This is a genomic window from Rhodopseudomonas parapalustris (assembly GCF_053772255.1).
In genome coordinates this window covers 20,390-40,177 of sequence record NZ_JAMKBZ010000024.1, presented here as the reverse complement: position 1 = coordinate 40,177, position 19,788 = coordinate 20,390, and the positions used below count along the sequence as shown (strand labels likewise).

General features: G+C 66.0%; 15 protein-coding genes. 8 read left to right on the top strand and 7 right to left on the bottom strand.

What is annotated here, in order from left to right; translation table 11 throughout:
- Positions 1 to 106: 106 nt before the first annotated feature.
- Positions 107 to 1,462, bottom strand: a complete 1,356-nt coding sequence (locus M9H71_RS18890) for an esterase-like activity of phytase family protein (protein ID WP_455406473.1) — start codon at positions 1,460 to 1,462, stop codon at positions 107 to 109.
- Between the two features lie 189 nt (positions 1,463 to 1,651).
- On the opposite strand from M9H71_RS18890, the gene mbfA reads away from it, so the two are divergent.
- The 3 genes from mbfA (at position 1,652) to M9H71_RS18875 (ending at position 7,348) form a co-directional block, all read left to right on the top strand.
- Positions 1,652 to 2,623: an iron exporter MbfA gene (gene mbfA, locus M9H71_RS18885; protein ID WP_455406472.1), complete on the top strand. Its 972-nt coding sequence runs from the start codon at positions 1,652 to 1,654 to the stop codon at positions 2,621 to 2,623.
- A gap of 125 nt (positions 2,624 to 2,748) precedes the next feature.
- Positions 2,749 to 4,941 carry a methyl-accepting chemotaxis protein gene (locus M9H71_RS18880; protein ID WP_455406471.1) on the top strand — a complete coding sequence of 731 codons (2,193 nt, stop codon included), beginning with the start codon at positions 2,749 to 2,751 and terminating at the stop codon, positions 4,939 to 4,941.
- Between the two features lie 310 nt (positions 4,942 to 5,251).
- On the top strand, positions 5,252 to 7,348 hold the full coding sequence (locus M9H71_RS18875; protein ID WP_455406470.1) for a methyl-accepting chemotaxis protein: 2,097 nt from the start codon (positions 5,252 to 5,254) through the stop codon (positions 7,346 to 7,348).
- A gap of 15 nt (positions 7,349 to 7,363) precedes the next feature.
- Here the strand turns inward: M9H71_RS18875 and M9H71_RS18870 are convergent, their stop codons facing one another.
- A complete protein-coding gene (locus M9H71_RS18870) occupies positions 7,364 to 8,269 on the bottom strand; it encodes a DMT family transporter (protein ID WP_455406469.1) in 906 nt (301 codons plus the stop codon).
- A gap of 234 nt (positions 8,270 to 8,503) precedes the next feature.
- On the opposite strand from M9H71_RS18870, the gene M9H71_RS18865 reads away from it, so the two are divergent.
- Positions 8,504 to 8,917 (top strand): DUF1330 domain-containing protein, encoded by a 414-nt coding sequence (locus tag M9H71_RS18865; protein ID WP_455406468.1) that lies wholly within the window; start codon positions 8,504 to 8,506, stop codon positions 8,915 to 8,917.
- A 40-nt stretch (positions 8,918 to 8,957) separates the two neighbouring features.
- Here M9H71_RS18865 and M9H71_RS18860 read toward each other — a convergent pair whose 3' ends face one another.
- Positions 8,958 to 9,890, bottom strand: a complete 933-nt coding sequence (locus tag M9H71_RS18860; protein WP_455406467.1) for a DMT family transporter — start codon at positions 9,888 to 9,890, stop codon at positions 8,958 to 8,960.
- Between the two features lie 416 nt (positions 9,891 to 10,306).
- Here M9H71_RS18860 and M9H71_RS18855 point away from each other — a divergent pair, with 416 nt between their 5' ends.
- From M9H71_RS18855 to soxR, 3 genes are all read left to right on the top strand, one after another.
- On the top strand, positions 10,307 to 11,413 hold the full coding sequence (locus M9H71_RS18855; RefSeq protein WP_455406466.1) for an efflux RND transporter periplasmic adaptor subunit: 1,107 nt from the start codon (positions 10,307 to 10,309) through the stop codon (positions 11,411 to 11,413).
- Between the two features lie 18 nt (positions 11,414 to 11,431).
- The gene (locus M9H71_RS18850; RefSeq protein ID WP_455406465.1) at positions 11,432 to 14,509 is read left to right on the top strand and encodes an efflux RND transporter permease subunit; all 3,078 of its coding nucleotides are present in this window, start codon (positions 11,432 to 11,434) and stop codon (positions 14,507 to 14,509) included.
- 144 nt (positions 14,510 to 14,653) lie between these two features.
- On the top strand, positions 14,654 to 15,109 hold the full coding sequence (gene soxR, locus M9H71_RS18845; protein ID WP_455406464.1) for a redox-sensitive transcriptional activator SoxR: 456 nt from the start codon (positions 14,654 to 14,656) through the stop codon (positions 15,107 to 15,109).
- Positions 15,110 to 15,186: 77 nt separating this feature from the next.
- Here the strand turns inward: soxR and M9H71_RS18840 are convergent, their stop codons facing one another.
- From M9H71_RS18840 to M9H71_RS18825, 4 genes are all read right to left on the bottom strand, one after another.
- Positions 15,187 to 16,473 (bottom strand): NAD(P)/FAD-dependent oxidoreductase, encoded by a 1,287-nt coding sequence (locus M9H71_RS18840; protein WP_455406463.1) that lies wholly within the window; start codon positions 16,471 to 16,473, stop codon positions 15,187 to 15,189.
- Between the two features lie 223 nt (positions 16,474 to 16,696).
- Positions 16,697 to 17,188, bottom strand: coding sequence for a GNAT family N-acetyltransferase (locus tag M9H71_RS18835; RefSeq protein WP_455406462.1), 492 nt, complete (start codon positions 17,186 to 17,188; stop codon positions 16,697 to 16,699).
- Positions 17,189 to 17,318: 130 nt separating this feature from the next.
- Positions 17,319 to 17,795, bottom strand: coding sequence for a Cys-tRNA(Pro) deacylase (ybaK, locus tag M9H71_RS18830; RefSeq protein ID WP_415217227.1), 477 nt, complete (start codon positions 17,793 to 17,795; stop codon positions 17,319 to 17,321).
- Positions 17,796 to 18,247: 452 nt separating this feature from the next.
- Positions 18,248 to 19,072 carry an aldo/keto reductase gene (locus tag M9H71_RS18825; protein WP_455406461.1) on the bottom strand — a complete coding sequence of 275 codons (825 nt, stop codon included), beginning with the start codon at positions 19,070 to 19,072 and terminating at the stop codon, positions 18,248 to 18,250.
- A 390-nt stretch (positions 19,073 to 19,462) separates the two neighbouring features.
- On the opposite strand from M9H71_RS18825, the gene M9H71_RS18820 reads away from it, so the two are divergent.
- Positions 19,463 to 19,774 (top strand): PilZ domain-containing protein, encoded by a 312-nt coding sequence (locus tag M9H71_RS18820; RefSeq protein ID WP_455406460.1) that lies wholly within the window; start codon positions 19,463 to 19,465, stop codon positions 19,772 to 19,774.
- The last annotated feature ends 14 nt before the right edge of the window (positions 19,775 to 19,788 follow it).

Below are 19,788 nucleotides of genomic sequence, written 5' to 3'. Positions count from 1 at the left end.
CTGGAGATGTTGAAGCGACGCCTCTGATCATCACCGCGAGGTTCCGGGTTCACGCGCTGATACGCGTGCCCCGGAACCACCCAGTGCTTTTCTTCGCCTTGAGCGCTTACTTCGCCTTCAGGAAGTCGGCGACTTCGAGCAGCACGAACTCGTTGTCGTCGGCCTTGTTCGGATCGCGGCTCGACGAGAACGGCAGGTTGTTGTCGTTGCCGACGATGATGTGGCTGTCGTCGACCTTATCGACGTTCTCGATGGTGAAGAACGGGAACGTCAGCACGCCGTCGGTCAGCGGCTTCTTCGCCTTCTTGTCGGGATCGCGGATGTTCATCAGATCGATGAAGCCGATCTTCTTCACCGGCTTGCCGGCGCCGGCATCGGTCAGTTCGATCTTGTAGACCCGCTTGAACTTGGCGAGATTTGCGAAGCAGTCGGTGCCCGGCTTGCCCTCGGGGCATGCCTTGTCCTTGGTGCCTTCGCCGTTGTCGCGCTCGATCACCAGGCCGTGGGTAGCGTCGATCATGTTGAAGTCACCGATCGCGTTGCCGTTCTGCTCGAACACGTAGGTCCAGGAGCGGCCGGTGAACTTTTTCTGCGCGACGTCGAATTCGAGGATCCGCGCGGCTTCCTTGCCGTCGACCTTTTCCCAGTCCTTCTTGTCGGCGTCCCACAGCGGTCCTTCGAGCAGGCCGTACAGGAACTTGCCGTCTTTGGAGGCGGCGAAGCCTTCATAGCCCTTGGAGCGCTTCAGGTTGACGCCGGTGTAGGTTGCACCGGGCGCGCCGGGCGACTGCACCGACCAGTGATCCGGCGACTTCACCGGCTTGCCGTCGGCGGTAGTCTCGTAGACGCCGATCACCTTGCCGGTCATGTCGGCCTCGATGATGTAGGGGCCGAACTCGTCGCCGATCCAGAACCGGTCGCCGATGATCTGGAAGCCTTCGGTGTCGAAATCGGCGCCGGTCAGATAGCGCTGGTCGGTGTCTTCGTGGACGATGCGGAACGGCACCTTCTTGTCCGGATCGTGCAGGAACACGGTGCCGACGCGGTCGACCTTGCTGCCGGCCCAGTCCATCTTCAGATGGCTGAGAAACAGCATGGCGTCGGCCGAGTTGTAGCGCGAGCCGAAGCCGTTGTCGGTCAGCACCCAGAAGCTGCCGTCATCCATCTTCTTGATGCCGGAGTGCCCCTGCAGCGGCTGGCCCTGGAACGGCAGCGACACGCCGGTCGGCCGGCCGTTGGACTTGCCCTCGATGCTGCCGAGCGCTTCGACCCGCTTGCCGGTGGTGTACTTGCCCGATGTCTTCAGATCGTCCGGCGCATCCTTCGGCGCCTCAATGAACGAGGTCGCCGGCATCACGGCGTGGCCGGCGAGGGTCGCCGGGAATTCGCCTTCGGATTGCGCCAGCGCGGCGGACGTCGCCAGCGCAAAGACCGCGACCGAACCGAGCAGTAATTTTCGCATGAACAGCCTCCTGTAATGGAAGCCGGTCTTTTGGCCGCGCGACGTCACAGCGGCCTGACGGATCGATGAAACGGCGATGACTTGCCCTGCGACCGATTGGCCGCCCCGCCCCGCCCCGCCGCGGCTTCGGCTTTGACAGAGGCGGGCGGCAACTCTATTTAGAAGCGTTCTAAATTGATGAGCGGTGCGATGAAGGCGTTTTCCGACCTGACCGAGCGCGAAATTCTGGCGGTGGCGATCGCCAGCGAGGAAGAGGACAGCCGGATCTATCTCGCATTCGCCGAAGACCTCGCCGAGCGCTATCCGGACTCCGCGCGCGTCTTCACCGAAATGGCGCAGCAGGAGAAGGGCCACCGCCACATGCTGCTGCGGATGTACGAGGACCGGTTCGGCCCCAACCTGCCGCCGATCCGCCGCGAGGACGTCAAAGGCTTCATCCGCCGCCGCCCGATCTGGCTGACCCGCAATCTGCCGCTCGACCGTATCCGCAAAGAGGCCGAGACGATGGAGTTCGAGGCGCAGCGCTTCTATGAGCGCGCCGCCGAACGCGCCACCGACGTCCATATCCGCAAGCTGCTCACCGACCTCGCCGAGTTCGAAAAGCGCCACGAGCAGCGCGCGGTGCAGCTCACCGACAAGATCCTCACCCCCGACGCCCGCAAGGCCGAGGACCACGCCGCACGGCGGATGTTCGTGTTGCAATACGTCCAGCCGGGGCTCGCCGGCCTGATGGACGGCTCGGTGTCGACGCTGGCGCCGCTGTTCGCGGCCGCTTTCGCCACCCATCAGAACTGGCCGACCTTCCTGGTGGGGCTCGCCGCCTCGATCGGCGCCGGCATTTCGATGGGCTTTGCCGAAGCGCTGTCCGACGACGGCTCGATGACCGGCCGCGGCTCGCCGTGGCTGCGCGGCGGCATCTGCGGACTGATGACCACGCTCGGCGGTCTCGGTCACACTTTGCCGTATCTCGTCCCCGATAGCTGGGCCAACGCGTTCTGGATCGCGACCGGCATCGCCGCCCTGGTGGTGTTCGTCGAATTGTGGGTGATCGCCTACGTCCGCGCCAAGTACATGGACACGCCGTTCCTGCAGGCCGTGTTCCAGATCGTACTCGGCGGCGTCATCGTGCTGGCCGTGGGCATCCTGATCGGTGGCGCATAGCTGGGCACGTTCGCCTTCGACGTAAGTATTGGTGTGGAGCGACTTGTCCTCGTAACCGCACGAGGCGTTTACTTAAGTAATTCAAAACAAGCCACGAGCAGTGTGGGGCCCTCCAGGAGTTCCCCATGTCGTTCTCGTTCAATTCCATCCGCAAGATTCAGGTGAAGATCGCGCTGGTCGCAGGCCTCTGCTTGACCGGCGCCAGCCTGATCCTGATCGGCTACAGCGTGCTGTCCGCGCAGAGCACGCATCAATACGTCGCCGCCGAGGTGATGAAGCTGGTCGATCAGCAGACCAAGGAAAGCCTGCTCAACCGCGCCACCGCCAAAGCGGCCGAGATCAAGGCCGAGCTCGACCTCGGGCTCGACTCCGCACGCAACATGGCGCACGCCTTCGAAGTGCTGGCCGATCCGAACAATGCCGGCACCACCGACGGCAACCGCCGCCTTCAGCTCAACGCCGTGCTGCGCAATACGCTGGAAAAGAACCCGGCCTTCAACGGCACCTACTCGGCCTGGGAGCCGAATGCGCTCGACGGCAACGACGTCGCCTTCAAGGGCCGGCAGACGATGGGCTCGGACAGCACCGGCCGCTTCCTTCCCTACTGGACCCGCAGCGCCAGCGGCTCGATCGCGCTGCAGCCGCTGGTCGAATACGACAGCCAGGAGCGGCACCCGAACGGTCTGGTGAAGGGCGCCTGGTTCATCAATCCGAAGGCGACCGGCAAGGAGAACATCCTCGGCCCGCTGCCCTACATCGTGCAGGGCAAGGCGGTGTTCCTGGCGACGATGTCGGTGCCGATCAAGATCGACGGCAAGTTCGTCGGTGTCGCCGGCGCCGACTACAATCTCGACTTCGTTCAGAAGCTGGCGCAGCAGAGCAATGGCTCGCTGTTCGGCGGCAAGGGCAAAGTCGTGATCCTCAACGACACCGGGCTGATCGTCGCCAACAGCGCCAATCCGGAATCGATCGGAAAGAGCGCGGTCAGCGCCGATCCGCGCTGGGCCGAAAGTCAGGCGATCGTCAACGAAGGCAAAGGCAAGGTGCTCGACGATCCCAAATGGGACAACGTCGAGATCTACGCGCCGATCTCGGTCGGTCGCACCGGCACGCCGTGGTCGGTGCTGATCTCGGTGCCGCGCAACGTCGTGCTGGCCTCCGCCCACGAGCTCGACACCGCGCTGAACGATCGCGCCAATTCGGCGATGTTCTGGCAGCTCGGCACCGGAATCCTGGTGGTGGTGATCGCCATCGCGGTGATCGCCTTCGCGGCCCGCAGCATCGCCCGGCCGATCGGCGACTGCGCCACTTTCGCCGACGGCATCGCCAAGGGCGATCTCGACCAGAGGCTGGCGATCGAACAGGCCGACGAGGTCGGCGTGCTCGCCGCTTCGCTGCGCACCATGCAGGGCGAACTCAAGCGCAGCATCGCGCAGCGTGCCGAGGATCAGGCCAGTGCCGATCAGGCGCGGCGCCGCGACATGAACGACATGGCGGACAAGTTCGAATCGGCGGTCGGCAAGATCGTCGAGACGGTGTCCTCCGCCTCCAGCGAGCTGGAGGCCTCGGCCACCAGGCTGACGACGACGGCGGAGCGGTCGCAGCAACTGACCTCGATGGTCGCCACGGCGTCGGAAGAGGCCTCGTCCAACGTTCAGTCGGTCGCCACCGCGACCGAGGAGATGTCGGCCTCGGTCAATGAGATCAGTCGTCAGGTGCAGGACTCCTCGCGGATCGCCAACGAGGCGGTGGGGCAGGCGCAGCGAACCAACGACCGGGTCGGAGAACTCGCCAAGGCCGCGACGCGGATCGGCGACGTGGTCGAACTGATCAACACCATCGCCGGCCAGACCAACCTGCTCGCGCTCAACGCGACAATCGAAGCCGCGCGTGCGGGCGAGGCCGGCCGCGGCTTCGCCGTCGTGGCCGCCGAGGTCAAGCAGCTCGCCGAACAGACCGCGAAAGCCACCGGCGAGATCAGCGCGCAGATCAGCGGCATCCAGTCGGCCACCGGAGACTCGGTGACGGCCATCAAGGAGATTACCGACACCATCGGTCACATCTCCGAGATCGCCGCCTCGATCGCCTCCGCGGTCGAGCAGCAGGGCGCCGCCACCCGCGAAATCTCGCGCAACATCCAGCAGGCGTCGCGCGGCACGAGCCAAGTCACGACCAACATCGCCGACGTCGAGCGCGGTGCCGGCGACACCGGCACGGCGTCCTCGCAGGTGCTGGCGGCGGCGCAGTCGCTCGCCGGCGACAGCAGCCTGCTGCGGCGCGAAGTCGCCCGATTCCTCGATACGATCCGTGCCGCCTGACGTGGCTGTCGTCAGTAACGGTTACGACCAGGGCGCCGCCGTTTCGCACGACGGCGGCGCCCTGGTATTTCAAGGCTAGCAAGTAACCCGCAACTTGCGTCTTCGTCCCGTGTCGCTGAGGATTCTTACGTAGTCCGCGATTAACGAAAATTGATACTCGCGCAGGTAGTGTTGAGCCGTTGCGATCGTTGCGCGGGAACCAACCCGGAGAGGCGTGAGCCTTTTCGACGAGGGATGCTGCATGGCCATGCGCCGTGCGGTCCGGCCGCAAACTTCGCCGTTGGTGTTGGAGTTGTGCCGGGAGTTTGCAATGAACTTGAGAATTCGCGTCATGCTGCCGACCGTGGTGTTGGTGCTGGCGGCCACGGCCATGGTCTTCGCCGGGCTTCAGGCTTATGACGCATTCGTAAGGCGTCAGCAGTCCGAAGCGTTTCTCGAGGTCACCAAGATCTCCGAACTCCTGCTCAAGAGCGCCGGACGCTGGGCGGTCGAGCGCGGCCTCAGCAATTCGGCGTTGCATGCACCGGGGCCGGCCGACGACAAGCGCCGCAGTGCGATCGCGCAGGCGCGGACCGTGGGCGACGCGGCGTTCGACGAGGCGCTGGTGCTGATGCGCGACGTGCCCGAAATGAGCGCTGCCCAAGGTGCCATCGCTGCCGCCGGACAGGCGATGTCGACTCACAAGGCGCTGCGCGCTCGAATTGACGATGCGATCGCCAAGCCGGTGGCCGAACGCGATCCCGAGGTGATGCGGACCGCATTCGCGGCGATCACCGGCATGATCGACGTTGCCGCAACGTCATTGCGGCAGAGCATGGAAACGTTGACGGAGGCGCCGTCGCCGAAGTTGGCGAAGCTGATCCCGATCCGCCATCTGGTGGCGGTCATGGCGGAGAACGCCGGCCGCGAACGTGGCTATCTCGGCGGTCTGGTCAGCGCCAAGGCGAAACTGTCATCCCAGAACATCCGCGACCTCGCCGGCTTCCGCGGCCAGATCGATCTGGCGTGGCCGATCGTTGCGGCGATGAAGCAGCGCGTAGACACCGCGGCCATGGTCGGCAACGCGCTCGATGGCGTCGAGACTGGTTACTTCGGCAGCTACGGCCAGACCCGCAACGAGATCCTTGCCGCCGGCGACAGCGGAGCCTATCCGATCAACGGTTCCGATTACTTCGCTCGCGCGACCGCCGGCGTCGACACTATTCTCCGGCTCGCCGACGCGATCAGTTCGACGGCGGTCGCCGAGGCCGAAGCCGATGCCACCCGCAGTACGTCGCACCTGATATTCTGCCTCGCTGCGCTCGCAGCCGCGGCCGTGCTGGTGCTGGTCAGCCTGTGGATCACTTTCTTGCGTGTGTTGCGGCCGCTGGCCCAACTCGGCGGCGCCCTGCGCAAGCTTGCCCAGGGGCAGCTCGACGTGGCCTTGCCGGGGCTCGATCGCAACGACGAGATCGGCGAGATGGCGCATGCGATTGAGGCTCTCAAGGTCCACGCCGCCGCCAAGGCCCGCGAGGAGGCCGAGGCAAGGATCCGGCAGGACGAACTGGTCGCCGCGCAGCGCCGCGCCGAGATGCAGAAGCTCGCCGACGATTTCGAAGGCGCGGTCGGCGAGATCATCGAGACCGTGTCGTCGGCATCGACCGAACTCGAAGCTTCTGCCAGCACCTTGAGCCGCCACGCCGCGATGTCGCAGGACCTCACTGTCAGGGTCGCCAGCGCCTCGGAAGAAGCCTCCACCAACGTGCAATCGGTGGCGTCCGCGGCCGAGGAAATGACCGCGTCGGTCGAGGAGATCAGCCGGCAGGTGCAGAGCTCGGCGCAAATCGCCCAGGAGGCGGTCGAGCAGGCGGCGCAGACCAATCACCGGGTCGAGGAGTTGTCGCTGGCGGCGACCAAGATCGGCGACGTGATCGAATTGATCAACGCCATCGCCGGCCAGACCAACCTGCTCGCCCTCAATGCCACCATCGAGGCGGCGCGCGCCGGCGAGGCCGGTCGAGGCTTCGCCGTGGTGGCCGCCGAGGTCAAACAGCTCGCCGAACAGACCTCGAAGGCGACCGGCGAGATCGGTCAGCAGATCTCCAGCATCCAGGCGGCGACCCGTGAGTCGGTCGACGCCATCAAGGCAATCAGCGGCACCATCGAGAAGATGTCGGAGATCGCCTCGACCATCGCCTCGGCGGTGGAAGAGCAGGGCGCGGCGACGCGCGAAATCTCGCGCAACATCCAGCAGGCGGCCGAAGGCACGCGCGACGTGTCGTCCAACATCGTCGAGGTCGAGCATGGCGCTAGCGGCACCGGCTCTGCCGCCGGCGAGGTGCTGCATGCGGCGCAATCGCTCGCCGGCGAGAGCAACCGGCTCAAGGCGGAGGTCGGCAAGTTCCTGCACACGGTGCGCGCGGCGTAACGGCCGCGCGTCGCCTCAGCGCCGCGCCGCGATGAACACGCCGGCCACCACCATGGCGTAGCCGGCGAGGTGGAACAGCTCCGGCTTCTCGCCGAGCAGCACGATCGCCATCACCGAGCCGAACACCGGCATCAGATGCTGAAACGGAGCCGAGCGGTTCGGCCCGATCAGCGCGACGCCGCGATTGAAGCACAGATAGGCCAGCATCGACGGAAAGATCACCACATAAGCGAGCGTGCCTGCGGTGATCCAGTCGGCGCTCGGCCTCACGCCGCTGGCGTATTCCATGATCGCGAACGGCAGCAGCAACAGCGCGCCGCCGCCGGTGGTGACCACGATCAGCGACAGTGGATGCGTCGCCGGCCGCTTCGGCATCAGTGCCGAATACAGCCCGAATGCGCACAGCGCGCTGGCCAGCATCAGGTCGCCGCGGTTGAGTTCGATTCCCGCCAGCGCCCCGAAATCACCGCGCAGGATGATGGTCAGGACGCCGAGCAGCGACAGCGCGATGCCGATCGCCTGCATCCAGGACAGCCGGACGCCGAACAGCAGCAGCGACCACAGCGCCACGAACAGTGGCCCCGACGATTGCATCAGCAGCGCGTTGAGCGCCTGGGTATATTGCAGCCCCCAATAGGACAGCGCATTGTTGATCGCGAAGCCGGTGGCCGACAGCGCGATCATCAGTTTCCAGTGTACGAACAGCTTGCGCCAGTCGTGCCGCAGATGCGGCCAGGCGAACGGCAGCAGCAACAGCATCGCGCCGATCCAGCGCGCGCAGGACAGCGTCACCGGTGGCACATGGCCGGCGACGGCGCGGCCGAGCACGATGTTGCCGGCCCAGAACAGCGAGGTCAGGCTGAGCAGCAGATATGGCTGGTTGGCGAGCCAGCCGAACATGGAGCGGAACCGGGCGATCAAACGGGGGCCGAAGCAAGAGAGCGAGGCAATCTTGGTGCCCGAATTCACCTCGCCGCAAAAGAGGCGCGCGGCGGATTGCTGGCATGCGCGGCCGGCTCGACCGCCGCGCGGGTTCCATCATGCGGCGCAGTGCCGAGACGGTGCGACGCGACGCGGTCCACTGCCGCAAAAGAATCGGCTACCACGTCGCGGGCGATCCGCGCATCTTGTGCCGGAAAGTCGAATGGGGCGCACATGAGCATCGACGAGTTGAACATTCAAGGCTTGACCGAACTGCAGCGTGACGATCCGGGGCCGGTGGTGATGGTGAACCTGATCAGGTTCAGCGAGCAGGCCGGCGACGGCGACGGCACCGGTTGGGACGCTTACTTGCGCTACAGCTCGCAGAAGGTGGCGCTGGTGAAGAGCTACGGCGGAATCCTGCTGTGGAACGGCAACGCCAAGGCGGTGGCGTTCGGCAACGCCGATCATGGACGCTGGGACTACGTCTCGCTGGTGTACTACCCGTCGGTCGAAGCGTTCCTGGGAATGATGCAGTCGCCGGAATATCTCTCCCAGTGCGAGCCGCATCGGCGCAACGCCTGCGCCGAGCACCTGATCCTCTGCACCCGGGAAGCCTTCAGCAAGTTCCACATCCCCGCCAAGTGATCGCAGCGCGCGAGGCGCGCGTCGTCGTCCGGCCGCTTGCTCAGGCTTCCTTCGGCTTGCGCGCGGCGACGATCACACCGGTCAGCACCAGCGCGTAGCCGACCGCGTGATACAGATGCGGCTGCTCGCCGAGAAACACGATCGCCATCGCCGAGCCGAACACCGGAATCAGATGGAAGAACGGCGCCGAGCGATTGGCGCCGACCAGCCGAACGCCGCGGTTGTAGCACAGATACGCCATGATCGACGGGAACACGGCGACGTAGAACAGCGCGCCGATATTGGCCCAGTCGAATGCCGGCAGCGGCTTGGTGGTGATTTCCCAGATCTCCAGCGGGATCAGAAACAGCGCGCCGCAGCCGAAGGTGAAGGCGAGGAACGACAGCGCGTGCATTTGCGGCCGCTTCTGCGTCAGCGCGGTGTAGAGCCCGAACATCGCCAGCGCCCCGACGAACATCAGGTCGCCGATGTTGAGTTCGATCGCGGCGAGTTCGGCGATATTGCCGTGCAGGATGATCACCACGACGCCGACCATCGAGGTGGCGATGCCCAGTGCCTGCATCAAGGTGAGCCGCACCCGCAGCACGATCAGCGCCCACAGCGCGACGAAAAGCGGTCCGGTCGATTGCAGCAGCAGCACGTTCAGCGCGGTGGTGTACTGCAGCGCGGTGTATTGCAGCGTGTTGAAAGTGGAGATGCCGATCACCGACACCGTCACCATCAGGACGAGATGGCGGCGGATCACCTTCCAGTCGGCGATCAGATGGCGGAAGGCGAACGGTGCGACGATCAGGAACGCGCAGGCCCAGCGCAGGAACGACAGTGTCACCGGCGGGAAGTGGCCGGCCACGGCGCGGCCGACGATGGCGTTGCCTGCCCAGAACAGCGAGGTGAGGCTGAGCAGCAGATAGGGCTGATCGGTGATCCAGCCGAAGCGATGCGAGGTTTCGGCAGATGGTGTCGTCGTGGTCATGGGGCGGCCCGCAAGTCGGAGGCGGCGCACGCTACGCCTTGGCCGCACGAGCCGAACGTCGCCTCCCTTTGAGTTTGTCCAAGCAATACGGCTTTTCGCACCGACCACAAGCCGGCTGCACGCATTGCGCGCATGCGGACGGCCGGATTCGGGCTGAATATTTCACGCCGATTCCGCAGTTTTCTTCAGCTTGCCGATGCAGCGGAGCATCCGCGCACCTCGGGCGGCGACCAGTTGGTCCTGAGCGGAGTTGGACGCGCACCAAGCCCGCGACTATTTGTGCAGTAGACCTCAACTATTGTTGAGGTTGTATCGAGGTGGCTGGCTCGTTCGTCCTGGCCCGCCACAATGCACGCCGCTCCGCTATGGCGGCTGCCGGTGCCGAACGCGCGTTTGGATGCGGTTTGGAGCCGGCGATGACCGACACCTTGCGACCCCTGCCCGATACCCGGCGCCACCTCGCGCCGGTGCTGATCGTGATTCCGATCCTGGCGTCGATCTTTATCGGGATCTATCTGTGGCGTGTGGCGCGGCTCGCGCCCGCCTCTGCCGAGCATGTCCGCCCGCCGGTCGAGGTCTCCGCCTTGACGATCGAGCCGGAGCCGCTGCCGCAATCGCTCGAAGCGACCGGCTCGCTGCAGGCGGTGAACGAGCTGATGCTGGCGCCCGAGGTCGCCGGCCGTGTCGTGGCGATCCGGTTCGAGGCGGGTATGACGGTCGAGGCCGGTACGCCGCTGGTCGAACTCTACGATGCGCCGGAGCGGGCGCAGCGGGCCGATGCGATTTCCCGCGCGCAATTCGCGCGGCTGCAGCTCGACCGCGCGCGCCGGCTGGTCGCGACCAACAGCGCGACGCAGCAGCTCCTCGACCAGCGTGTGACCGAGCTGGAGCAGGCCGACGCCGCGGTTCAGCGGATCGAGGCGCTGATAGCGCAGAAGACGATCCGCGCGCCGTTCGCCGGGGTGCTCGGCATCCGCCGGGTCAATCTCGGTCAATACGTCAATCCCGGCGATGTCCTGGCGACGCTGACCGCGCTCGACCGGCTCTACGCAAATTTCACCTTGCCGCAGCAGGAGCTGTCGAAGCTCGGTCTCGGCGGCGAGGTCACGGTGCGCACCGACGCCTATCCGGGTCAGGACTTTGCGGCGCGGATCAACGCGATCGAGCCGATGGTGCAGCAGGACACCCGCAACGTGCGGGTTCAGGCGACGCTCGGCAATCCGGACCGCAAGCTGCGGCCCGGCCTCTACGTCACTGTCCGCATCGCGCAGCCGCTGCGGCCATCGGCGATCCTAGTGCCGGCGACCGCGATCCAGACCAGTGCGTCGGGCGACAGCGTCCTCGTCATCCGAGACGGCAAGGCCGCGCCCGTGCCGGTCACCACCGGTCAACGGGTCGGCGACCGCATCGTGGTCGAAACCGGGCTCGGCGGCGGCGATGTGGTGATCACCAGCGGCCAGCTCCGCGTCCAGCCGGGCGCGCCGGTCAGCGTGGCCGCTTCGGCGGCCGCGTCGCGCCCTTGACCGGTGGGGGGCGGCGTCATGCGGTTCACCGATCTCTTCATTCGCCGGCCGATCCTGTCCGTGGTGGTCAGCCTGCTGATCCTGATGGCGGGCGCGAGCGCGTTCTTCTCGTTGCCGGTGCGGCAATATCCCAACCTCGAAAGCGCGACGATCACCGTCGATACCCAATTTCCCGGCGCGACCCAGGAGGTGATGCAGGGCTTCGTCACCACCCCGATCGCGCAGGCGATCGCCTCCGCCGACGGCATCGAATATCTCACCTCGACCTCGACCATGGGGCAGAGCCAGGTCAAGGCCAAGCTCGTGCTCAACGCCAACTCCGATCGGGCGATGACCGACGTGCTGGCCAAGGTTCAGCAGGTCAAGTATCGGTTGCCGACCGGCGCTTATGATCCGGTGGTGACCAAGATCACCGATGGTGCCTCCGCGGTGCAGTACCTCGCCTTCGTCAGCGACACCCTCACAATCCCGCAGATCACCGATTTCGTCACCCGGGTCGCTCAGCCGCTCGTGACTTCGGTCAAGGGCGTGGCTTCCGCCGACCTCGCCGGCGCGCAGGCGCTGTCGATGCGGGTGTGGCTCGATCCGGTCAAGCTCGCCGCCCGCAACCTGACGGCAGGCGACGTTTCCGCGGCGCTGCGCGCCAACAACGTGCAGGCCGCGCCCGGCCAGCTCGAGAGCGGCAGCACCGTCACCAACATCACTGCGGCGACCGACGTCACCACCGTCGGCGACTTTCGCGACATGGTGATCAAGACCGGCACCGACGGCCTGGTGCGGCTGCGCGATGTCGCCGACATCGAAATCGGCAGCCAGAACCGCAACACGCTCGGCTGGGCGAGCGCCCGCCGCGCCGTGTATCTCAAGATCGCCCCGACGCCCGACGGCAATCCGCTGGAGATCGTCGCGGCCACCAAGGCGCTGATCCCGGCGATGCAAAGCGTCGCGCCGCCGGGCCTCACGGTCGAGAACCAGTTCGACGTTGCCCACTTCGTCAATGCCGCCATCGAGGAGGTGCAACACACGCTGATCGAGGCCGGTTTGATCGTCGTGGTGGTGATCTTCCTGTTTCTCGGCTCGCTACGCGCCGTGATCATTCCGGTGGTCACCATCCCGCTGTCGCTGGTCGGAACCGCGGCGCTGATGCTGGCGTTCGGATTCTCGCTCAACCTGCTGACGCTGCTGGCGATGGTGCTGGCGATCGGCCTCGTCGTCGACGATGCCATCGTGGTGGTCGAGAACATCCATCGGCACATCGAGGAGGGGCTGTCGCCGATCGACGCGGCGCTGGTCGGCGCCCGCGAGATCGTCGGCCCGGTGATCGCGATGACGATCACGCTCGCCGCCGTCTATGCGCCGATCGGCCTGATGGGCGGCCTGACCGGAAGTCTGTTCCGCGAGTTCGCCTTCACGCTGGCGGGCTCCGTGGTGGTCTCCGGCCTGATCGCGCTGACGCTCTCGCCGATGATGAGTTCGTGGTTGCTCGGCGGCAAGCAGGCCCAGAGTCGCTTTGCCACCATGATCGAGCATCGCTTCGCGGCGCTCGCGAACGGCTATGGCCGGCTGCTCGCCGCGACGCTGGCGATTCGGCCGGCGGTGCTGCTGGTTGCCGGCACCATGCTGCTCGCGATCGCGGCGCTGTTCTTAGGTGCCAAGCGCGAGCTCGCACCGCAGGAGGATCAGGGCTACGTCTTCACCGCGGTGCGGGCACCGCAATACGCCAATCTCGACTACACGGCGGCGGCGGCCGGACAGGTCCAGCAGATCTTCCGTTCGATGCCGGAATACAACGCCAATTTCTTCGTCGTCGGCACTGACGGCCTTAACAACGCGTTCGGCGGCATCATCCTCAAGGACTGGAGCGAACGCCAGCGTTCGGCCACCGACATCCAGGCGGCGCTGTACCGCGCCGTCGGCAGCGTCCACGGTGCGTCCGTCACGCCGTTCCAACCGGCGGCGCTGCCGGCCTCGACCGGCGGTCTGCCGTTCCAGATGGTGCTGCGTTCGCCCGCCGGATTCGACACCATCTACCGCGAGATGGAGGCGCTGAAGGCGGCGGCGTGGCGCAGCGGCCTGTTCGTATTCGTCGACAGCGATCTCGCCTTCGACAGCCCGACCGCGCGGATCCGCATCGACAGCGCCAAGGCCGGCGAGGTCGGCGTCACCATGCAGGCGATCGCCGACACCCTCGCGGTGCTGGTCGGCGAGAACTACGTCAACCGCTTCAATTATTACGGCCGATCCTACGACGTCATCCCGCAGGTTCGTCGCAGCGATCGGCTGACGCCGGAGACGATCGGGCACTATCAGGTTCGCACCCGCTCCGGCGAGATGATCCCGCTCTCGACCGTCGCCTCGGTGTCGGTGACGCCGAGCGCCAACCGGCTGCCGCAGTTCAACCAGATGAACGCGGCCACGCTGTCGGCGGTGCTGCGGCCAGGCGTCACGATGGGGCAGGCGGTGGCGTTCATGGAGGCGCAGCCACGGGCGCCCGGCGTCACCATCGACTGGCTCGGCGACAGCCGGCAATACGTTCAGGAAGGCAATCGCCTCACCATCACCTTCGGCCTCGCGCTGATCGTGATCTTCCTGGTGCTGGCGGCGCAGTACGAGAGCTTCCGCGATCCGCTGGTGATCTTGGTGACGGTGCCGCTGGCGATCTGCGGCGCGCTGCTGCCGCTATATCTCGGCTACACCACCCTCAACATCTATACCCAGATCGGGCTCGTCACCCTGATCGGGCTGATCTCCAAGCACGGCATCCTGATGGTGGCGTTCGCCAACCAGATTCAGCGCGAGCAGGGGCTCGGCCGCCGCGACGCCATTCTGCAGTCGGCGAAAGTGCGGATGCGGCCAGTGCTGATGACGACGGCCGCGATGGTCGCCGGGCTGGTGCCGCTGCTGTTCGCCGAGGGGGCGGGCGCCGCCAGCCGCTTCGCCATCGGCATCGTGGTAGTGATGGGCATGCTGGTCGGGACGCTGTTCACGCTGTTTGTGCTCCCGACCTTCTACACGCTGATCGCCGCCGACCGGCATGCCGGCGCAGGAGGCGGGCAGCGCCAGACGTCGGCCGAGTCCGACGCCGTCTCCGCGTAATCCCATGCGCAATCGCAGCACGAGTGCGTTCGAAGCCGTGCGTCACCGCGCCGGGTCGTGCCATCGGCACGCATTCGGTATGCGTTGGACCATGCAGGTTGTAGAGAGGCGTTGGACTCAGCCGCCTTCGCAGAGTTTTCCGAGATGACCGAGGCTGCCACCAAGATCGCACTGACCGTCGGCGAAGCTGCCAAGCGGAGCGGCGTGGCGGTTTCGACCCTGCATTTCTATGAGGCCAAGGGGCTGATCCAGAGCTGGCGCACCGAGGGCAACCAGCGGCGCTATCATCGCTCGGTGCTTCGCCGCATTGCCATCATCCGCGTCGCTCTGCTGGCCGGTATTCCGCTGACGACCATCCACGGCGCGCTGATCGATCTGCCGCACGATCGCGTCCCCTCCAAAGCCGATTGGGCGCGTTTCGCCAAGGCGTGGAAGGCCATGCTGGAAGTACGCATCGTCGGCCTGACGCAATTGCGCGACCAGATCACGAGTTGCATCGGCTGCGGCTGCCTGTCGCTGGAGGAATGTCCGCTGCGAAATCCCGGCGACGAACTCGGGCGTAGTGGATCTGGACCCAGGCGGCTCGGCGCGAAACCCTGAGACGTCGGAAGCGTCGGGCTGGAGCTGTCGTTGCCGGCCGCGCGCGCCGCACCAGTCGCGGCGCGCGGGCGGGGCTCTCACGCCGACTCGGTCGTCTTCTTCAGCTTGCCGATGCCGAGAATGTCGAGCATCGCCTTTTCGTAGAACGGCTCGCTCTCGCCGCGGCTCATCTTGCGCATGAAGTATTTCTCGAACGCGATCTTGGCGTTGTGCACCCACACGCCGGACGACGACCAGTTGACGTTGCGCGGCGGCAGCTGCGGCTGCGCCACGAAGGCGACGCCGGAATCCCCAAAATCGGCCAGGCACACCGCGTTCCAGGTCGCCTGATGGGTCGGCTCCTGGCCGTCGAGCAGTTGCCGGATGTTGTGCGCGGTCGCGGTCACCATCGATTCGATCATGAAGCCGGTCTTCGGCACGCCGCACGGCACCGGCGTCGGCCCCATCGGTGGGATCGCGACGCAGACGCCGACCGAGAACACGTTGCGATATTTCGGATTGCGCTGGTGCTTGTCGATCAGCACGAAGCCGCGCGGATTGACCAGCCCCTCGATGCCGCGCAGCGGCGCGATACCGCGGAACGACGGCAGCAGCATCGAGAAGCCGAACGGCAGTTCGACCGTCTTCTTCACCGAGCCGTCGTCGGCGATTTCTTCGGCCGTGATCTTGCCGGGCTCGACCTTGGCGATCCGGGTGCTGGTCATGAACTTGATGTGATGCTGGCGCATCTCAGCTTCGAGCAGGCCCTTGGTGTCGCCGACGCCGTCGAGGCCGAGATGGCCGATATAGGGCTCGGCGGTGACGAAGGTCATCGGCACCTGGTCGCGGATCTTGCGGCGCCGCAGCTCGGTCTCGAGGATGAAGGTGAACTCGTAGGCCGGGCCGAAGCAGGACGCGCCCTGCACCGCGCCGGTGACGATCGGGCCCGGGTTCTTGCAGAACTGCTCGAACGCTTCGGCCGCCGCCGTGGCGTGGTCGACGTGGCAGATCGAGGTGGTGTAGCCCTCGGGGCCAAGCCCCGGAATCTCGTCGAAGGCGAGCTCCGGTCCGGTGGCGATGACGAGGAAATCGTAGCCGATCACGCTGCCGTCGGCGAGGGTGACGCGGTTCTCCTCGGGCTCCAGTTTGGTCACTGGAACCGGCTTGTAGGTGATGCCGCGCTTGGCGAAGGTCGGCGCCAGATCGACCTCGACCGCCTCGCGGGTCCGCCACTTCACCGCGACCCACGGGTTGGACGGAACGAAGTGATAGATCGGGTCCTTGGTGACGACGGTGATCTCGTCGTCACGCCCGAGCAGGTCCTTCATCTCGTAGGCCATCACGACGCCGCCGAGACCGGCGCCCATGATCAGGATGTGTGCCATCGTCGCCAACTCCTTGTTGCCGCGGGCGCGCGTTGTGCCGCGGCGATCGCGTTTTCCTCGTGAGTGCGGCGGCAGCTCGCCATTGCTTATTGTTGTCTGCGCGGGCCTGTCGGCCAATACTTTCGTACATTCGAATATTCGAATTATGACAGATATCGTCGCGCCCGCAACCCCCAAAAGGTCGGGGGCGGCGGACGCGTCGGTGGTGGACGCGCGCGGTGGCTCAGGCGACGCTGGGTTCCGGGCTGTTGTCGAGCACCGCCAGCGCGGTCTCGCCGATCTGGCGCAGGTCCGAGGTGAAGCGGGCCGCGAGCGCCTGCATCGGCAGGTTGGAGCGCAGGCACGACATCTCGATCCGGCGCACATCGAGCCGGCGCGCCTCGGCGATCATCGCCGCCATCAGCAGCCCGCCGATGCCCTGGCAGCGCCATTCGGCTTCGACGCTGAAGGCGGCTTCGGCCAGGTGATTGGCGCGGTCAGTCTCGAGCAGTTCGCAGGCGCCGCGGATCTCGCCGTCTTCGAGATAGCCCAGCACCGGGCGGCCGTCCGACAGCGCCGCGCCGGCGTGAAACAGGACGTGGAATTCGGAGACGTCCTCGAAGAACCGCATCCGGCGCGCGTCGGCATCGAGCCGCATCAAGTGATTGCAGTAACGATCGGCGTCGGCCGGGCCGAGCGGCCTGACCTCTCCACGTCGTTCACCCGTTGCGGTCATCGGACGCCCCTCCGGCGAGTCGTGCCGCAGCATAGTCCTCCGCAGTCGCGACACCAACCGGACCGCGCAAACCTGCGCCAGCGATGAAGTATCAAATTACCAGATGCGCGCTGCGAGGCAGGCGGCGGCGTCAATCCGCCGCGATCGGCCGCGCCACGGCGCCGAGGGCGGTGACGGCGGCCTTGGGGTCGAGCTCGATCTGCAGGCCGCGCTGACCGCCGTTGAGATACACCGTGGTTTCGGCGAGCGCGGCTTCGTCGATCGCCACCGGCACGCGCTTCTTCTGTCCGAACGGCGAGATGCCGCCGACATGGTAGCCGGTCAGCCGTTCGGCATCGGCCGGCTTCATCATCTTGGCGCTCTTGCCGCCGAGCGCAGCCGCCAGCTTCTTCATGCTGACTTCCTTGTCGGACGCGATCACCGCGCACACCGGTTTGCCGTCGAGCTCGGCCATCAGCGTCTTCAGCATCCGCTTCGGCTCGACCCCCACCGCCGCTGCTGCCGCCAGCCCGATCGCTTCGGCGTTCGGATCGTAGTCATAGCTGTGCAGCTTGAACGCGACGCCGAGCTTGTCGAGCATCTGGGTGGCGCGGGTGGATTTCGACATGGCGGGGACTCGGGGGGAGTTAGCAGGACGGCGCGGAGAGGCCTCGCGCGCCGCGGTGCACATTGTCACTGCGCGCGAGCGGACGCAATGCAACGCGATCATGCCCCCACACACCGTCATTCCGGGGCGCTCGCGCCAGCGAGCGAACCCGGAATCGCGCGGCCATGGGGCACGGCGGGTCGGCCTGCACCTCCGGTTTCCGGGTTCGCGCTGACGCGCGCCCCGGAATGACGGATGGGTCGTGACGACGCGCGCAGCGGCCGTTACTTCGTGCCGGCCCTGCCGTCATTCCGGGGCACGCGCGTCAGCGCGTGAACCCGGAATCTGGAGGTGTGAGGCATGGCGCTGGGGCTTGCATCTCGGGATTCCGGGTTCGCTCGCTTTGCGAGCGCCCCGGAATGACGCGGGTGGGGCTAAATACTTGTCGGCTTGTCGCAGCGATCGTCGCGCCACTACGCCTCATCCCACTCCGGCGAAAACGCCGGGGTGACGAAACGCTGGTTCTTCGGCAGCTTGGCGATCACCGCCTTGTCGTCGAAGTCGAGCTTGATCTTCAGCGCGCCGAGATTGCTTTCCTGGCTGGCTTTGCCACGCGCTTTCGGGATCGCCATCACGCCGTCCTGCTCCAGCAGCCACGCCAGCGCGACCTGCGCCGCGGTGGCGCCGTGCTTGTCGGCGATCTGCTGCAATTCCGGATACGAAGCGAGACGGCCCTGCGCCAGCGGCGCGTAGGCGGTGAGCGGAATGCCCTTGCTCTGCAGATAAGGCAGCAGCTTGGTCTGACCGAGCAGGACGTGGTACTCGACCTGATTGCAGGCGATCGGTGCGCCGATCTTTTCCACCGCCTGCTTCATCAGCGCCACCGGGAAATTGCAGACGCCGATCGCGCGGGCACCGCCTTCGTCCTTGATCTTCAGCAGCGTCTCCAGCGCAGCGCCGAGATTCATCTCGGGCGCCGGCCAGTGGATCAGATAGAAATCGATGTAACTGGTCTTCAGCTTGCGCAGGCTCTGGTCGAAGGCCTTGCGGATCGTGTCCGGCGCAAGGTTGGTCCACCACACTTTGGTGGTGAGGTGGATCTGATCGCGCGGCACATCGGTGTCCTCCAGCGCGTCGCCGACGAAATCCTCGTTGGCGTACATCTCGGCGGTGTCGATGTGGCGATAGCCGAGGCCGAGCGCGGTCAGCACCGCCTCGTGGCAATCCTTGCCCTGCAGTTTGAAGGTGCCGAGCCCGAGCTTGGGCACGTCGAGTCCTTGGGTCTTGATGCTGTCCATCTGGTCTCCTGAAAGCGCCTTCGCGCGACGTCGATGTCGGTTCGCGGAAGAAAACGTGTCGAGCAACTAAAGGTCCGGTTGTCTGTCGATCGGATTCTGAAATGCGCCGAGCGCGAGCGCGTGGGAAGGGCGGCGCCGGCCCTCAGATAGGGTCAACGCCTCGTGAATGCGAATGCCCGACATCTGCATCAGATTTTACCAATCGGAAGTGGTTGTAGCTTACGCTTCTGCGCAACTGACGGGAGTGATCGTTCCAGGATGCTGCTTCGCGGGTGCGGGGCGGCAGTCTCGCGGGCTGCTTGCGTCGGTGCGTCGGCCGAGGATTTCGACCTGCACAGCGATTGGCCGCGACAACGAAGTTGCGGCGAGATGAATTACACGGAGCCGCGCGTGACCTATGGCGATCGCAAAGACCCTCGTGTCCGCTTCGAGAAGGCGCTGGATTCGGTGATGATCGCCGTCGACGGCACCTGGCGGCGCGACTGCGCCGTCGCCGACATCTCGCAAACCGGCGCCAGGCTGATCCTGAAGGCCTCGATGGCCGGTCTGAACCTGCGCGAGTTCTTCCTGGTGCTGACGCCGAACGGCACCGCGTATCGGCGCTGCGAGCTGGTTCGGGTGGAAGGCGATACCATCGGGGTCCGCTTCATCGCGGTCCGCAAAGGCGCCAAGCGGGCGCCGGGGTTGCGGGCGAGCGTTTGACACCCGGGCAGGAC

Bases quoted from the DNA above. Each gene is read 5' to 3' on its own strand.
- M9H71_RS18875 (WP_455406470.1), top strand. From the start codon at position 5,252: ATGAACTTGAGAATTCGCGTCATGCTGCCGACCGTGGTGTTGGTGCTG.
- M9H71_RS18880 (WP_455406471.1), top strand. From the start codon at position 2,749: ATGTCGTTCTCGTTCAATTCCATCCGCAAGATTCAGGTGAAGATCGCG.
- M9H71_RS18840 (WP_455406463.1), bottom strand. From the start codon at position 16,473: ATGGCACACATCCTGATCATGGGCGCCGGTCTCGGCGGCGTCGTGATG.
- M9H71_RS18890 (WP_455406473.1), bottom strand. From the start codon at position 1,462: ATGCGAAAATTACTGCTCGGTTCGGTCGCGGTCTTTGCGCTGGCGACG.
- M9H71_RS18855 (WP_455406466.1), top strand. From the start codon at position 10,307: ATGACCGACACCTTGCGACCCCTGCCCGATACCCGGCGCCACCTCGCG.
- M9H71_RS18835 (WP_455406462.1), bottom strand. From the start codon at position 17,188: ATGACCGCAACGGGTGAACGACGTGGAGAGGTCAGGCCGCTCGGCCCG.
- M9H71_RS18825 (WP_455406461.1), bottom strand. From the start codon at position 19,072: ATGGACAGCATCAAGACCCAAGGACTCGACGTGCCCAAGCTCGGGCTC.
- M9H71_RS18865 (WP_455406468.1), top strand. From the start codon at position 8,504: ATGAGCATCGACGAGTTGAACATTCAAGGCTTGACCGAACTGCAGCGT.
- soxR (WP_455406464.1), top strand. From the start codon at position 14,654: ATGACCGAGGCTGCCACCAAGATCGCACTGACCGTCGGCGAAGCTGCC.
- M9H71_RS18860 (WP_455406467.1), bottom strand. From the start codon at position 9,890: ATGACCACGACGACACCATCTGCCGAAACCTCGCATCGCTTCGGCTGG.
- mbfA (WP_455406472.1), top strand. From the start codon at position 1,652: ATGAAGGCGTTTTCCGACCTGACCGAGCGCGAAATTCTGGCGGTGGCG.
- M9H71_RS18850 (WP_455406465.1), top strand. From the start codon at position 11,432: ATGCGGTTCACCGATCTCTTCATTCGCCGGCCGATCCTGTCCGTGGTG.
- ybaK (WP_415217227.1), bottom strand. From the start codon at position 17,795: ATGTCGAAATCCACCCGCGCCACCCAGATGCTCGACAAGCTCGGCGTC.